At 34.8% G+C, this 16,729-nt stretch carries 9 protein-coding genes; 3 read left to right on the top strand and 6 right to left on the bottom strand.

Going from position 1 to position 16,729, the window contains the following annotated elements; translation table 11 throughout:
- Positions 1 to 148: 148 nt before the first annotated feature.
- The 6 genes from BA768_RS11260 to BA768_RS11235 all read right to left on the bottom strand — a co-directional run bounded on the left by BA768_RS11260 (position 149) and on the right by BA768_RS11235 (position 11,963).
- Positions 149 to 595: a hypothetical protein gene (locus BA768_RS11260; RefSeq protein WP_065720825.1), complete on the bottom strand. Its 447-nt coding sequence runs from the start codon at positions 593 to 595 to the stop codon at positions 149 to 151.
- Between the two features lie 366 nt (positions 596 to 961).
- Positions 962 to 3,118, bottom strand: a complete 2,157-nt coding sequence (locus BA768_RS11255) for a glycoside hydrolase family 97 protein (protein WP_065720824.1) — start codon at positions 3,116 to 3,118, stop codon at positions 962 to 964.
- A 3-nt stretch (positions 3,119 to 3,121) separates the two neighbouring features.
- Positions 3,122 to 5,587, bottom strand: coding sequence for a glycoside hydrolase family 31 protein (locus BA768_RS11250; RefSeq protein WP_228388386.1), 2,466 nt, complete (start codon positions 5,585 to 5,587; stop codon positions 3,122 to 3,124).
- A 121-nt stretch (positions 5,588 to 5,708) separates the two neighbouring features.
- The gene (locus BA768_RS11245) at positions 5,709 to 7,184 is read right to left on the bottom strand and encodes a RagB/SusD family nutrient uptake outer membrane protein (protein ID WP_065720822.1); all 1,476 of its coding nucleotides are present in this window, start codon (positions 7,182 to 7,184) and stop codon (positions 5,709 to 5,711) included.
- A gap of 12 nt (positions 7,185 to 7,196) precedes the next feature.
- Positions 7,197 to 9,986 carry a SusC/RagA family TonB-linked outer membrane protein gene (locus BA768_RS11240; RefSeq protein ID WP_083206649.1) on the bottom strand — a complete coding sequence of 930 codons (2,790 nt, stop codon included), beginning with the start codon at positions 9,984 to 9,986 and terminating at the stop codon, positions 7,197 to 7,199.
- Between the two features lie 423 nt (positions 9,987 to 10,409).
- Positions 10,410 to 11,963 (bottom strand): DUF6377 domain-containing protein, encoded by a 1,554-nt coding sequence (locus tag BA768_RS11235; protein ID WP_083206648.1) that lies wholly within the window; start codon positions 11,961 to 11,963, stop codon positions 10,410 to 10,412.
- A 1,437-nt stretch (positions 11,964 to 13,400) separates the two neighbouring features.
- On the opposite strand from BA768_RS11235, the gene BA768_RS11225 reads away from it, so the two are divergent.
- From BA768_RS11225 to BA768_RS11210, 3 genes are all read left to right on the top strand, one after another.
- Complete coding sequence (locus BA768_RS11225) at positions 13,401 to 13,613, top strand: helix-turn-helix domain-containing protein (RefSeq protein ID WP_228388385.1); 213 nt, start codon at positions 13,401 to 13,403, stop codon at positions 13,611 to 13,613.
- Positions 13,614 to 13,952: 339 nt separating this feature from the next.
- Entirely contained in the window at positions 13,953 to 15,236 is a 1,284-nt protein-coding gene (locus BA768_RS11215) for a hemolysin family protein (protein ID WP_065720817.1), read from the top strand.
- A 106-nt stretch (positions 15,237 to 15,342) separates the two neighbouring features.
- Positions 15,343 to 16,620, top strand: coding sequence for a Na+/H+ antiporter (locus BA768_RS11210; protein ID WP_123947103.1), 1,278 nt, complete (start codon positions 15,343 to 15,345; stop codon positions 16,618 to 16,620).
- Positions 16,621 to 16,729 lie beyond the last annotated feature (109 nt).

Here is a 16,729-nt window from a genome sequence, read left to right as displayed (position 1 = left end):
CCAATTTGTACATAATCGGAGTAGTCTTAAATTTTATTATTGACTTTTAATAAATAAAAACAACTGGCGACGAAAATATAGATCAATTATTATTTTGCAAGAATCCCTTATTAAATTATAGCGTATTTATATTTAATTAATTAATTAATTAATTATAACTCACTGAATTATATACAACTTTATGGGCTTTTTGGGCAGATAAGGCCTCGGCTTGGAGGATCATTTCTTTTCCGCCATCCAGTCCTACATTGGCTTCGACCAATCTTTTTCTAACATCGATGTAGGAATTGGGAATATCCATCTGATTAAAGCATTGCATCTGAATCTGATCAAGTGCCTTGACCTCAACCTCGATTAATCCGGAATAAGGCAGATTGCGTAAAGCCGTAATCGTATAGCGGACTTCAGCTTTTCCGGGAATGATGAATGATGTGGTATGCGTCGCTTTTTTTAAATCCAAAGACTGCTTCCATTGTTTGATGGAGCTCATCTCTACTTTTTGCTTATTAAGAAACAGTTCAAGATGAAATGGGTTGATGCCCTGCAATGCCTGATTAACACCGGCATCACCAATATCGAAAACGTGATTCAGCATCACGTGTTGCACAGAGAAAGGCTCTTTCCAGGGAACAATCCCTATTTACCCGCTGGCAATAGGCGCACCGACATAATTATCAGGATTTTTGGCTTCTATAGTCCACAGCGATTTTTGGCTTTGCGCAAAGCTATTGACCGCTAAAAATAAAACCAAAAAAAGTGTGATCCCGAATCTTTTATTTATATCTCAGTTTTTATTAATTATAATATTGAGCTTTTTGTTTGCTTTAATTTTATATTAAAAATGGCTCCGTTTAACCTGACCATCTATCATAAAAATATCAAAATGTCAACCTAAGCGGAGCTGAAGTAATAATCAATTGATTAAGGTTTTAAACCATTACTAAATCTTTATAAGACTTTATTACAATGATTTAAGGCCTTTTATTTCTGCTTTATCTTTTACAGGAACAATGCTAACGGCATAACCTCCACCTGCAACAGACACCTGCTCCAGTTTTGATTTTTTAGTTACCACCACTTTGCGGATGTTATAAGCCTGCGTATTTTTCAGGTAATCTGCATCTTTAGCATCAGAATAAATGGTTGCGATATACTGCTTACCGGCATCTAAGAAATCCAGGGAAATTTTTGATGTAAAAGGCGTGTAACCTGCTACATTCCCTACAAACCATTTGTCAGAACCTTTAGCTTTTCTTGCAACGGTAATGTATTGCCCCGGTTCTGCTTCCAGGTATTTGCTCTCATCCCAATCTACAGCTACATCTTTGATAAACTGGAAAGCGTCCGCAAATTTCTCATAGTTTTCAGGGAAATCCGCTGCCATCTGCAATGGGCTGTACATCGTTACATACAATGCCAATTGGTTGGCGATAGTTGCATTAACGTGGGAACCGTTGGTAACATCCATTTGGAAAATACCCGGCGTATAATCCATTGGTCCACCAATTAATCTGGTAAAAGGCAAGATTGTTACGTGGTTCGGGTTGTTTCTGTCACCACCAAAAGCCTGATATTCTGTTCCTCTTGCAGCTTCGTTTCCGATAAGGTTTGGATACGTTCTTGCAATACCTGTTGGGCGAACAGCCTCGTGAGCATTCACCATAATTTTATAATCAGCCGCTTTTTCTATCGCATACTGAAAGTGGTTGTTCGTCCACTGACTGTAATGTGTTTCGCCTACAGGCAGGATATTTCCTACATAACCACTTTTCACGGCATCGTAACCGTATTTGTTCATCAGTTTGTAAGCTGCATCCATATGACGCTCGTAGTTTCTGATAGATCCGGAAGTCTCGTGGTGCATAATCAGTTTCACCCCTTTTGAATGGGCATAGGCATTCAGTGCAACGATGTCAAAATCAGGATATGGAGTTACGAAATCAAATACATAATCTTTGTCATTACCAAACCAGTCTTCCCAACCGATGTTCCAGCCTTCTACCAAAACAGCATCGAAACCATTTTTAGCAGCAAAATCGATATGTCTTCTTACGTTGGCATTGTTGGCTCCGTGTTTCCCGTTTGGTTTTGCTTTGGCATAATCGGTGATTCCTAGTTGTACAGACGGAAACTCATCTGTATAAGCCCAACTGCTTTTCCCAGAAATCATTTCCCACCAAACACCTACATATTTGGTTGGTTTGATCCAAGATGTATCGGTAATTTTGCTTGGGTCATTCAGGTTATAAGTCATTTTGGAAGCCAAAATATTTCTTGCATCATCGCTTACGATAATCGTTCTCCAAGGTGTGTGGCGTGGCGCCTGCATTTTGCCTTTGTCTCCGTGAGAATCCGGAGTTAACCAAGATTCGAAAACCATATTTTTGTCATCAAGGTTCAGGTGCATACAAGAATAGTCGATCAAAGCAGCCTCGTGAAGGTTGATATAAACACCGTCTTTAGTCTTCATCATTAATGAAGTCTGAACACCTGTTGGCGAAAATGAAGTTTGGGAAACATTCCCTTTTTCATAAGATTTTTCCATCAAACCGCGGATTTCGGAAAGTTTGGACGTTGTATAGTTATACTCCTGCGTATCGTAATCCCCAGGAATCCAATAAGCCGTGTGGTCGCCCGTCATAGCAAACTGGGTTTTTTCTTCTTTTATCGTGAAGTAAACCAAATTCTTTTGCTGAGGGAACTCATAACGGAAACCCAAACCGTCATCAAACAAACGGAAACGAACATCTACTAAGCGGTCTGTCCCTTTTTGTTTAAGACTGATTAAAATTTCGTTATAATGGTTTCTGATGCTTTTTTCCTCGCCCCAAACCGGCTGCCAGGTCTCATCAAAAGTGGCTGTTTTTGAGCCAACAATTTCAAAATTATTATTTAAAAAATTTCGGGGATCATTTGCCTGAGCATCTTTGGTTGTAAGGACAAAACCAAGCCTGCTCGGTTTTACAATCTCTTTCCCTTTATAATTCAACTGATAGGAAGGATAGCCACCGTTCTGAACAGAAAAATTCATGACAAATTTTCCGTCCGGCGACTGGAGTTTTTGAGCCGCGACGAGCCCAACGAGAAATAATGCTACAATTAAAAAAAACTTCTTCATTTACTAATTATTAACGTTAATATTTATTTTAGTTCTGTTATCAGGTATTTTGATGAGGAGCTTGCTTCCTCTTTCGTCCCAGCTCCATTGGGTTTTGGTGGTATCTTTTTCGATATCCAGCGCATCAACTGCGAAGAAAGGGATTTCTTTTCCGTTTACCAAAACGCTTTTTGGTTTTTGCTCTGTTAAAATGCTCAAAACAAAATTTCTTTTGTCCGACTGGCGGAAACCTTTGTCTTCCGGCGAAATTTCGATATCATAACCGGCTACTTTTGTGGTGCAGACAATGTTGGTTCTGGAGAAAATATCTTTCAGGTAATCCTGGTTTTCGCCATCATCTTCATAAAGGCTGAAACTAGTTTTTTCATCTTCATAATTCGGGAAAATATGAAAGAAAACAGGATAATCTTTTTTCTCGTGGATGTACTGCATCACAGGCATCATCGGGATGATAGACGCTTTTCTCACAAAAATCGGGATGGTATTAAGCGGCGCTTTGTACGCCACGGTTTGCCCACCAAGATATTCGGTTTTTTTATCATTAAAATCAATCCATTCTCCATCCGGAAGGTAAACCCGTTTTACCCTTTCGCCTTTTTTGAGAACCGGGGCCACCAATAATTCTTCCCCAAAGATAAACTGATTGTCAATCTTCGCAGCTTCCAGATCATTAGGATATTCCATAAACAATCCTCTGGTAATCGGCAATCCGGTGTCGTGTGCCTTTCTGGAATAGGTATATAAATAAGGGAACAGCTGATATTTTAATTCGATGGCTGCCTTGGTATTTTTCTCGGCCACTTCGCCAAACATCCACGGTTCCACAGCATTGTCACCCTCGTGGTGTGCACGGCTTAGCGGGCAAAACACGCCAAACTGCATCCATCTTGTATAGAGTTCTGCCATTGCAGGATAATCTGTAATATCGCCACAGTATCCCGAGATATCAGTCGTCCAGAACGGGATCCCGCCCAGTCCGGCAGAGATTCCCACCGCGACCTGATTTTCCATCTGCGCCCAGCCATCCAGCACATCATTTCCGTTGCCGCTGTCATTGGTCCAGCCAAAAGTATAACGCTGCAAGCCGGCATACGCCGAACGTGTCATCTGGAAAATACGTTTGTTGGGGTTCCGTTTTTCGAACTGCTCTTTCACCACTTTGTCCCAGGTTAAACCATACACATTATGGATCTGATCGTGCATTCCCAATCGGTGTTTCATATTCAGCCGGTCGGTATCTTCTTCATTGCCCCACGCTGGTTCTCCCATATCCGTCCAAAAACCGCTGATGCCATCATCTATTGGTTTTTGCTGGTATTTGCCCCACCAGTCGGCCACTTCGGGAATAGTAAAATCTACCACACCACAGTTTCCGCCCCAGGGCCACGGCATTTCGTAGGCTTTGTTGGTACGGACATCTTTTACAAAGTAACCGAGTTTGTCGGCTTCTGTCCATTGTTTATTTCCTTTTTGAGAAATAACAGGATCTTGGGAAACAATCATTTTGAAACCGTTGTCTTTCAGTTTCTTCAGCATCGCTTTCGGGTTGGTATAATTGCCTTTTCGCCATTCGAAATCCTGAAGGTTCTGAGTCCAGCCGATGTCCTGATAAATAATGTCAATCGGGATTTTTCGTTTACGGAATTCTGCCGCCACTTCCAGTGCCTGATTCTCTTTGGTATAAAGTCCACGGCTTTGTGCAAAACCAAGCGCCCATTTTGGAGGCATAATCGGCTGTCCCGTCAATGTAATATATTGTTGCTGAATGTCTTTGTAATCTTTACCATAGATAAAGTAGTAAACGAAAGCGCCATCCGGAGCCTCGAAGGAGTAATAATCCTGCGATTCTGTCCCGAATTTGAATTCGGTTTTATAGGTGTTATCGAGGAAAATCCCATATCGGTAACTGCTCATAAAAAACGGAATGCTTTTGGCAATCGGATCCTCGGTAACGCTGTAACAAGGACGGTCGCTATTCCACATTTTGTAGTTTTTGCTTCTGCGGTTCAGGGTTCCGGTTTTTTCTCCCAGCCCGAAAAACTGTTCGTCGCCGCGCAAAACTTTATAGGCTTTTACGGCTTTTGCATCGGAAACGTGCCCCTGATCTTTGAAATCACTGAAAATCAACTTCTGATATTTATCAAAAATCTGAAGCTGCATTGGGTTTTTGTTGATCCGTATACGAAGTTTTGATGTAAAAATCTCGTACGCGGAAGGCTCTTCATTAACGCCAACTTCGCCTATGTTTTCCAGTTTTTCATTAACCACGGCAAAAGACGGATTACTGCGTACCAGCTTGCCCGATTTGTCGTACCATATTTTTACAACCGCATTGCTGCTAATAGTCAAGGAAAGTTTTGAACCATCCTTACAATTGAATATGACCTGATTTCCTTTCTTGGTATAAGATGTACATTCGGCTGCCATAAACATTGATGAACACAGCAATGTTATAACAAGAAAGATCATTTTTTTTACCATATTTTAATTATTGTTTAAACCGCAGCAGTAAAATATTTTACTTTCATAAAATATTTCGCTGTTGCGGTTATTGAATTGATATATGATTTTTTGAAAATTTCAAATATTACTAGTATCCGAAATTCTGTGTTAAATTAGGATTTCTGTCTCGTTCAATTTGAGGAACGGGTAAAAGTAAATGCTTTGTAGAAGCATTGGTTTTACCAATAGAATGAAGGAAATTTAAACCATATTGACCGTTATTCACTCTAACCAGATCAAACCATCGTTGTCCTTCAAAGGCAAACTCTATTCTTCGCTCATGGAGAACCTTGTCTCTGAAAGCAGACTGAGTTAGTCCTGAAACACCATTAAGTCCAGCTCTTGCTCTTACCAAATTAAGAGGGACTTCTGCCTGAGAAGTCTGCCCAAGTTCATTCAGAGCTTCTGCTTTCATTAATAAAACTTCAGAATATCTCATTACCGGGAAGTTCAGCGGACTGTTGTCATATGAAGGAAATGCAGATAGCGGAACAAGGAATTTTCTAACATTAAATCCAGTTAGTGAATAAGTGCTGCTGTAATCTTTGCCATCATACTGAGGACAACCCTGATAGAATATTGTTTTCGATTTTCTTATGTCGCCGGTTTCATAACTATTTGCAAATTCCTGTGTTGGCTGGTTCCATCCCCATCCGCCACCGACAAAGTTTCCGCCTCGAGGTCCCATAAAGGTACTTGCCCATGATGCCTGGTTTTCATTGCTCCAAAAATCATAACCTCCATTGGATGCGTACTGTACTTCAAAAAGAGATTCTATTGAGTTTTCTGTATTAACGTTGAAATTATCAGCGTAATCCGAATTAAGAGCATATCCCATAGATTCGAGTTGTGTGGTATAATCTAACGTTTTCTGCCAGTTTCCTAATGTTAAATATACTTTAGCTAAAGCTCCTACTGCAGCTCCTTTACTAGCTCTTCCTTTATCTGCACTGCTATAATTTGATTTTGAAGGGAGCATTGTAATAGCTTTTTCAAGATCAGAGATTATAAGATTATAAACTTCAGACTTAGGGGATCTTGCTGGGTACAAGTCTCCGTCTGCATTTTGAGGTTCTGTAATTAAGGGAACATCACCAAAGAATCGTACGAGAATAAAGTAGTAATGAGCCCTTAAAAAATAAGCTTCGCCTAAGGATCTGTTTTTTATATCATCAGCAATATTAAGAGTTGGAGCTGTTTTAATAATTATATTACTTGAAAGAATACCCGGCCAAGGTCCTCTCCAAAGATCTAATACGCCTTGATTGTCGGTGCTTGTTACAAAATTTGCAAGCTGTGTTGTTTCTATACCATCATCTCCTCCGCCTGCGCCCACAATGCTGTTTCCTGCAAAAATATCGCTTGTCCACATTCTCATGTTGTAAAGTTTTGCGCGTTGCAGGGGTTGGTAAGCACCGTTTACAACAGTAATCAATTCTTCAGCAGTTTTTGGATAATTGCCTGTATTGATAGTGTCTGGTTGTACTTTATCTAGAAAATCATCATTGCAACTGGTAATTGTAAGTGTAAGAAGTGCAAATATTGCTATTTTTAATTTTTTCATTTTTTTTAATTTTTAAAATGCTACATTTAATCCTAATGAAACTGTTCGTGAAATAGGGTAGGTTCCATTATCAATTCCGTTTACCGGTACTTCAGGATCGAAACCTGAATATTTAGTCCATGTTAAAAGATTTTGGGCAGAAACGAATATTTTTACCAATTTCAGGTTTTCTCCGAAAATCCCTTTAGGCAGGGTGTAACTTAAATTAATATTTTTCAATTTAATATAAGATCCATCTTCAATATAGCGGTCACTAACTCTCGAGTTTTGGTTTGGGTCTCCAAAAATTGCTCTTGGCATTGAATTGCTGCTGCCTTCACCATTCCATCGTCCTAGTACAGAAGTACTTTGATTTTGAATAACAGACATTGATTCTGTATACATCCTGTTGGCATTATAAATATCATTTCCATATGCTCCCTGTAAGAAAATAGTTAAATCAAAATTCTCATAGCTGAATGTATTGTTTAGTGAAAATGTAAATTTGGGATTTGGGTTTCCAATGTAAGTACGGTCTTTATCGTTGATAACACCATCATTGTTAAGGTCTTTAAAGCGAATATCTCCGGGCGCAGTACTTGTAGCTGAATTGGAGCCAGGTGTCTGAACGGCATGTGCATTTATATCTGCCTCATTCTGGAAAATCCCGTCAGTTACATATCCATAGAATACATTCACGGGGTATCCTGCTTGAATAAGTCCTATTGTGCTGTTAAAACCTGTATTTGATACCAAAATAGGTGTATCGCTGTTGATTGTCTCTACGATGTTTTTATTGTAAGAAAAAACAGCATCCGTTGACCATTTAAAATCTGTTTTCAAAAGATTTTTGGTTGATAAAGTAACTTCGATCCCTTTGTTTTGAATTTTACCTGCATTGGTGTAAGGTACATAAATGTCTGAATATCCAGATGTTACCGGTACAGATAAAGGTACAAGCATATCATTTGTATTTTTGATATACCCGTCTACGATTAAACTTATTCTGTTGTTGAACATATCAAGATCTATTCCTGCATTAAACTGTTCCTGACCTTCCCATTTTACATTAGGATTTGGAAGCATTGTTGGAAGAACCGCTCCTACATAAGTGTTGTTAAAGTTATATCGGTAAGTATTGTAAGATGATGAGAAACTGTAGTTCCCGATTTCCTGATTACCGGTAATTCCATAGCCTAATCTTAGTTTTAGATTATTGATAGTTTTTGAGTCTTTCAAAAAGTTTTCGTTGGAAATTCTCCATGCAAAGGCTGCGGAAGGAAACCATCCCCATCGGTTTGATCTGCCAAATCTTGATGATCCATCTCTCCTTATTGTTGCAGTAAGGTAATATTTGTCTGCAAAACTATAATTTGCACGGCCTAAATAAGACATGATTGCCCATTCGGACATATTTCCATGCTGCGTTGGCTGTAATGTACCGTTGTCAATCTGCTGTGTATTGTCGCTTGCAAATTTCTGTACAGAGGCGTTGAGATATTTATATTGATTGCTTTGAGAACTACTTCCGGCAACTACATTTAGATGATGGTTACCAAAAGTCTTATCATACGTTAAAGTATTGTCCCAAAGTAAGGTAATACTTTTGTTATTTCCTTCATAGAGATAAGAGTTTTCCTGAGATTTTACACCCCATTGATATCTTGGTGACCAAGTTCTGTCATCCCAAATATTTACTTCAACACCTCCGAGAGATTTGAATTTAAAGTCTTTTAAGATATCCACTTCGCCATAAATGTTTCCCTGTACATTGTAACCTTTTGTAGATTTATCCACAAGGCTTGCTTTCCCTATTGGGTTATCAATATCACCATATAGCATAGGGTTATTTCCTGGCCCCGACCAATTACCATTTTGGTCATAAATTGCTCTTGTAGGCAAAGACAAAATGGTGTTTTTTACATCATACTCTCCCTTTTTCTTAACGTCATGCTGTACTTTTAAACTGTTTCCTAGCTTAAGAAATGGTTTAACCTTTGTATCACTATTTAGCTGGACAATAAATCTTTCATAGTCGGTATTTAAAACCATTCCCTTTTGATTAAAGTAACTGGCAGACACATAAAGGTTGCTTTTTTCACTTCTATCACCATAAGAAAGAGAGTAATTTGACATTAAAGATGGGCTAAAAAGTGCCTTGAGCCAATCTGTACCAGCTCCCAATGAAGATGGATCCGAAAATTCAGGATTGGTTGCTAGTCCTGCATTACTAAGCATTTCATTATTAAGTTGTGCATATTGAGATGCATTCAATACCTTAGGCATATTTGCAGTGCTTTGTATTGCAGTGAAAGTATCAAAGTTTAAGACTCCTCCTTTTGCTCCTCTTTTGGTAGTAATAATAACAACACCATTGGCACCTCTGGAACCATAAATAGCAGTTGATGAGGCATCCTTCAAAATATTTATAGACTCTACATCACTCATGTTGATTTGGTTCAGACCTCCGTTCAATGGCATTCCGTCTACTACAATAAGAGGATCATTATTCTTGATAGTACCTGTCCCACGGATACGGAAAGTAACATTACTTCCTGGTTCACCGGAATTAATAACGGTAACTCCCGAAGCTCTTCCCTGAATAGCCTGACCAACATCTGCAACAGGTTGATTTGAGGTTTTATTCATATTAATTACCGAAACCGAACCGGTAAGATCTTTGGCTTTGGCTTTACCATAACCTATTACCACTACTTCCTCTATTTTCTTTTCATTTAAAGTATCTTTCTCCTGTCCGTAAAGATCTCCCGAAAAATATAGCGCTGCAATAACGACTGTAATTCTGAGATGTTTTGAGTTCATTTATAGAATGTTTTATATAGTTATAATTTTTCCTGTTAAACAAGTTTATTTTTGTTTTTAGGATATTTTTAATTGTGATAATAAAAATGAAAAATTATTCCTTATGTCTATAAGAGATAATTTTTTTTTGAACAATAAAGAATAAACATTACTAAGTTGCAGTAAAATGTCTAAAATGCTTTTGAAATTGATTGGGGGAAAAGCATATATTTTTATCATAAATGAAATATATTCATTAACAGTCATCAACGCTATGTTAATTAAAAGTTAATTGATTGTTGCTAATATATTTCAATTACATGCTCTAAAATACCAAGTTTGCTACTTCGTAAGGTTTAGGTAAACTATTTTTAATAAAAAATATATTTAAATTATTTATAATCAGTGATTTGTATTTTTTTTAAGAAGGGTAAAAAGTAAATACTAGTGAACCTTAATTGAGCCTATCTTCATAATTTCTACTTCAAATTGATCATTATCAATGACCGATTTTGCCTTTACACGGCTTCGATAATTATAAATGGTACGTAGAGAATATCTTAAAAAATCAGAAATCTGTTGTGTATCATTTATACCTAATCTTATTAATGCGAAAATCCTAAGTTCTGTATTAAGTGTTCCAGAACTCAGCTCGTACGCCTCATCAGGTTTTAAAAGTTTATTAATTTCCTGTACAAAGTTTGGATAAATCCTTAAAAATGCGCGGTCAAAATTTTGATATAATTCATTAAGATCCATATCATTGTTTTTCTTATTAATCAGCATTGCGGAAACTTTGTGGATCTGACCACTCGATAGCCTATTTGAAATTAATTTTTTGTATCTGTCAAATTTTTCAAGATAAGTGGAGCATTGATTGATGAAAAATGCGACATATTCTTCTTTAATATGGTTTGCTTCATCCAGTTTTGCATTAAGTATTTTAAGATCAGTATTGATTTTTGAAAGCTTGTTTCGTGAATTTTTTATAATTTTTAGTTGTTTATAAATATAATATAAAGTAATACCTAATCCCAAAAGTAGTAGACTGATTGAAACTATAGAAATCCAAAGCTTTTTATTCTGGGTACTAATTGTTTCTAAATATGTTTCTTCTATAATAGGCTGAACCTTTCCTATCTGAATGTTTCTGAACCTTGCATTGTAGAAATTGGCATCTTCCAGTGCAGACTGTATATACGTATATGCTCTTTTGGTATCATTTTGCTGATGTAGTATGATGGCAAGTTCTTGTAGTGATCGGTTTTCTTTTGTAGCAGATTCTATATCAGATATTGCTGAATATATTAAAAATTTTTCTTCTGAATATTTATTTCCAAGTTTTTTCTCTATAACTGCTTTGCAGAAACTGCCAATTGCGTAGAGCCTAGTGCCAGGTTTATGTGCACTCAGAAATTTATCAATATTATGATCTGCTTCTTCCCAACTGCCTTTTACTCGGTTCTTATGGCTTAAAAAAAGGTAGTAGAAAGAATCATTTTCGTTCATAGATTTGTATCCTGAATCGTAATATCCGGCAAGTTTCTCACGATACTGCATCCCATAAATATTGTCATTGCCTGTATAATCAAGTAAATTGGAATAAAGGCATTCATACGCAGAGTTGTAAGAAAACCGTAGCTCTGCAGGAATATTTTTTTTGTCAATATTTTCAAGAATTTCTTTGGATTCCACAAAAAGCCCAGTTGTAGATAACAATACAGATTTTTGAAGAAGGTTTTTATATAACCATTGTTTATTATTATTTTTAATGGCAATTGCTTTATTTTTGTCAGAATAAGAATACGCAGAATCACACTGATATCCTAAGTAATGTTCTACAATCTGATAATTTAAAGCATATATGACACTGTCATTATTTTGTTTACTTATTTGGTTTTTAAGCTTTAGAATATTTATTTTTTTTATTCTTTCGTATTTTTTTTTTTCTATTATCTTTTGATCTAATGTTTTCAGGAGTTTTTCATTAGATTTCATTTCAAAGCTATTCTTTTTGCAGGAAATATATAACATCAAAACATTTATTAAGAAAAAACTTTTTATTAATTTAGACACCATTGTTAGTTTTAAAAATGATTTTATAAAGAGGAGTAAATTGTTTGTGAGACAAAAATAAATTTTTATGATTTAAAATGTTTAAAAAAGACCAATTATTTAATAATTGTATGATATAATTGAAACATTGCATTCGTAGGATAAAATTTTATCTAACTCTTTTTTTTCTAACTATTAAACCTGTTTACTCTTTTATTTTTCTGAGTAATAGAATAGTGAAGCAATGTAATTCACAGTTATCAAATCTATTATAGAAGTTTCAAAGTATGTTAATACCGACTTAAAAACTATCCAGCCAAGTTGAGTAAACTTCTCGAATATGATTTTTTCAGAATCTACATACAGCATCTAATATTGTTTTCCCCTCCTTCAGCAAGACATGATAATCAGAAAAAAAATCATGAAATAAAACAAACTGCACTTCCATTGTTTCGTAAGAATATTTATACAAAGCAAATAATAGATTTTATTTTAAAAGAAATTACTTCAGATAAAACGACCAAAAATCAAGTAATTGAAAGGTACAACATCCCAAAAGCAACTCTATATAAGTGGATAAGCAAATATGGAAACTCTGAAATTATTTAGAAAAATTCCTTTTACTCACAATAATTTATAGTTTAAATAAAATCTCCTTAATGTAATATAATTTCTTTTTTAATATGAATACTTAATGAATATCTGTTTTTTCCTACTAATACTGATGAATTAAATAGCTATCTTCTCATTCATAAAAAAATTAAAAATAAATACAACTTCTGAAAAATCTTAAAAACTATGACATTTTAAAATTTCAATATGAATAACATTTCAATATCTTTTGAAACCAAAAGTGAAGAAGAAGTAAAAGAAAGATTTGGAAATAGTCTTTATCATTCTGATTTTAACATTTGATGATATGAACTTAGAAAAAACTGTTTCTTCAAAAGAGAAATGATTATACTGTTTGCAGAAAATATAGTTTTAGATTTCATGATTCCAGATGTTATTCTTGAAAATTTCCCTGCAATATGAAAGAATATCATCAGTTATTAGATAAAAAAGGTTGCCACTAATAGGAAAAACAAGAACAGAAGTAATATCGATATTAGGAAATAATTATATCCTGGATGATGAAAGAAACATGACTTTTTCGATAAATTATTCATGCTTATAAAACAGAATATATATATATAGCATTTGATAAAAATGATATTGCAGAGGTAGTAATTACCAAGTAAAAAAACTATTTAAAATTATAAAACACATGAAAATAACAGCCCTGATTACAGAAAAATATTCGAAGATATTATTATGAAGAATTGCCCCACAAGGATTCAGGAATTCAGCTATTATATTGATAAAAAAAAATTTTCCATTATGGATGTAATAACACTTAACTCCAAAATATTTAATCTGAGTGATAAAGATACTCACCATTTCAATCAAAAGCATAAGTCTTATGATGAACAGACCATTTTAGAAATACTCGATTATCAAAGAAAACATAAATTGAATTATATCGAATTGGCAACCCATTTTAAGCTAAGCAGGGACACGGTGGCAAAATGGAAAAAGATATTTTTGGTTTAGGGCGTGGTTAATTTATGAGGTTGAAAACCGCCTTTTTAATTTTAAAAACAATATACAAAATTGAAATGCTTCTCAAAAAACCTTACCGAGCAAATTTTGTAACAAATCCCCGTTTTTTTCTACTTAATGAGGTAAAATCACTTTTTAATTTCGCCGAACAACTTCGTCAGGTTTCTATTTTATCTTTGCTAGTGAATTCCAGATTATCAGTTGTTTAAATTACAATCTAAAATTGGTGATTTTTTCAAAACCATTTTTATAAATAAGTTAAACAACTTTAATTAAAATGATTAGAAAAGTCACATAAATCGATAAATTTGCTAAAATTAAATTCAAAGGATGATTATTTTAATTATTTTAATACTTATATTACTTAACGCTTATTTTTCATTAGCTGAAATTGCGCTGATTGCAGTAAAGGAACATGAACTTACGAAAGAAATCGAATCTGGGAGTGCCGCAGCAAAAAAAGTTAAAACATTAATTAAAGATCCTGAATCTTTTTTGAGTGTTGTACAGGTGGGTATTACTTTATTGGGAATCATTGAAGGTATTTACGGCGGAAAATTTGTTGCGGAATTGATAGACCCTTTTGTCTCGAGATATTTTAATCTGTCTCCAACTATGTTGCGTATATTGACAACTTGTTTTGGAATAGGATTGATAACATATTTAACCATTATTATAGGAGAATTATTACCAAAATCTATAGCACTTCAAAATCCTTTAAAAATATCAATATTAATAGCACCTTCGCTGACTTTATTTTCTCTAATTGCTTTTCCATTTGTGAAATTGTTGACGTTAAACACACGTTTTCTTCTTAAACTTTTAAATATCCGTAAAGCTGAAAATCAAAAAATTACTGAAAGTGATTTAAAAAATATGCTGAGCACAGCGTATCGTCAGGGTACTCTCAAAGAAGAGGAACTTGTTTTACATCAAAATATTTTTACATTTGATGAGCTTATTGCTGAGCAGATCATGAAGCCTGCAGTGATTGTAGAAGTGTTATCTAATGGAGCAGATAGAAATGAAATAATTGATTTAATAAAATGTAAACCCTATTCTCATTTTCCTGTAATTGATGATAAAACAGGTAAGATTGCAGGTGTTCTTGCAATAAAAGATTTTTTTCTTGAAACCAATAATATCTCATGGCAACATATTATACGCCAGCCTTGTATTATAAAGCCCAGTACATTGGTAAAGGATATATTTCTTAATTTTAAAGAAAATAATAATGATTTTGGATTAGTAATGGGTAAAAACATGGATTTTTTAGGTATTGTTACCATGCAGGATGTTGTTGAAGGGGTTTTTGGTGATATGCCCGAACGGGAAGACTATCATAAATATTTTTATAAAATCAATGATTATACTTATATCGCCAATGGTTTTATACATATTCAGAGGATAAGAAGAATATTATCTTTAGACTGGTTGAGAGAATATGAAATGAAATATATTACGGTGGAAGAGCTGTTTTCAGGATTATTACATCATACTTTTAAGGCTGGTGATGAATTACAGCTTCATAACGTTCGTTTTACCATAATAGAGTTACAGGCTGGCTCAATAAAAAAAGTTAAAATCGAGCTGAACAAGTACTCTAAAGTGTAAAAAATTGTAGAAAAGATATTAAATTATTTTCAATAGTTTAATATTTTAAGGGTAATTAGACTATTTAGAATTATTAATATATTATTTTGAAGTTTATTTAAAAATATTGGAAATTTTGATTTTTAATGTTAATATTATTATGATTGATTTAGGGCCCGTAATTTTCATAGTGACAACGTTAATATGCATTTCGGTAATATCTGGTAAGATAAAAAAAATTCCATATCCTATTTTACTTGTTTTTATAGGTTTGTTATTAGGATTTATACCAGGTCTTCCACATATAGAATTACAGCCTGAAATGGTATTTCTCCTTTTTTTACCACCATTATTGTTTCGGGCGGCGTGGAACAGTTCCTGGAATGATTTTAAAATGTCAATCAGACCAATTTTCCGGCTTGCTGTAGGACTTGTATTATTTACAACACTGTCAGTTGCTATAGTTGCTCATTACTATATTCCCGGAATGAGCTGGCCTGTAGCATTTATATTAGGAGCAATAGTATCTCCGCCAGATGCAGTTTCTGCAACAAGTATTATTAAAGGAGTGGGGCTTAATAAACGGATAATAACTATTTTGGAAGGCGAAAGCCTTGTGAACGATGCTTCCGCACTTATTGCATACAGATATGCTTTAGTTGCTACAATAAGTACAGGATTTGTATTTTGGAAAGCTGGACTTCAGTTTTTGTTGGTTGCTGGTGGTGGAATTACTATTGGTTTTATATTAGGATATGTACTTTGTATGATTTTAAAAAGAATACATAGTAACCCAATTGTGGAAAGTTCACTTTTACTGCTTATACCTTTTGTATCATATCCTATTGCTGAAAGTTTGGAGATGTCAGGTGTTTTGGCAGTTGTTACGACAGGTTTGGTTACTTCTTGGAAATCTTCAGAAGTGTTATCTTATCAAGGACGTACACAATCTAATTCTATATGGGAAATGATTGTTTTTTTACTTAATGGGGTTATTTTTATTCTTATAGGGCTGCAATTGTCTGATTTGATAGGTACTACTGAAGGTTACAACACTAAATCTTTAATTCAATATGGATTAGTAATCAGCTTAATCACAATTGTTGCCCGATTTTTATTCGTGATACCGGCGATGTGGTTTCCTTCCCTGCTTGAAACCAAACTAGATAAGGAGCAGAGAAGAAATTTTGACTGGAAAAGTATTTTGGTGATTTCTTGGTCCGGAATGAGAGGCGTGTTATCATTGGCGACTGCAATGGCTCTTCCATTAACTTTAGCAGATGGTACACCTATGCATCAAAGAAAAATTATTCTTTTTATCACCTTTGTAGTAATTGTTGTCACATTAGTAGGGCAGGGGCTTACTCTTCCTTTTTTGATTAAAGTAACCCGTAGTGCATTATAAAAAAAGTTATTCATGTTACAAAAATTTGTAAATTGTATTGACTACCAATCAAATACATTCATGAATAACCTAGATGCAATTTACGATTTTATTCTCACAAAATTGAGAG

The sequence above is a fragment of the Chryseobacterium sp. CBo1 genome (assembly GCF_001693475.1).
In the GTDB taxonomy this organism is placed as follows: Bacteria; Bacteroidota; Bacteroidia; order Flavobacteriales; family Weeksellaceae; genus Chryseobacterium; species Chryseobacterium formosense.
This window is presented reverse-complemented; position numbering and strand designations above follow the sequence as displayed.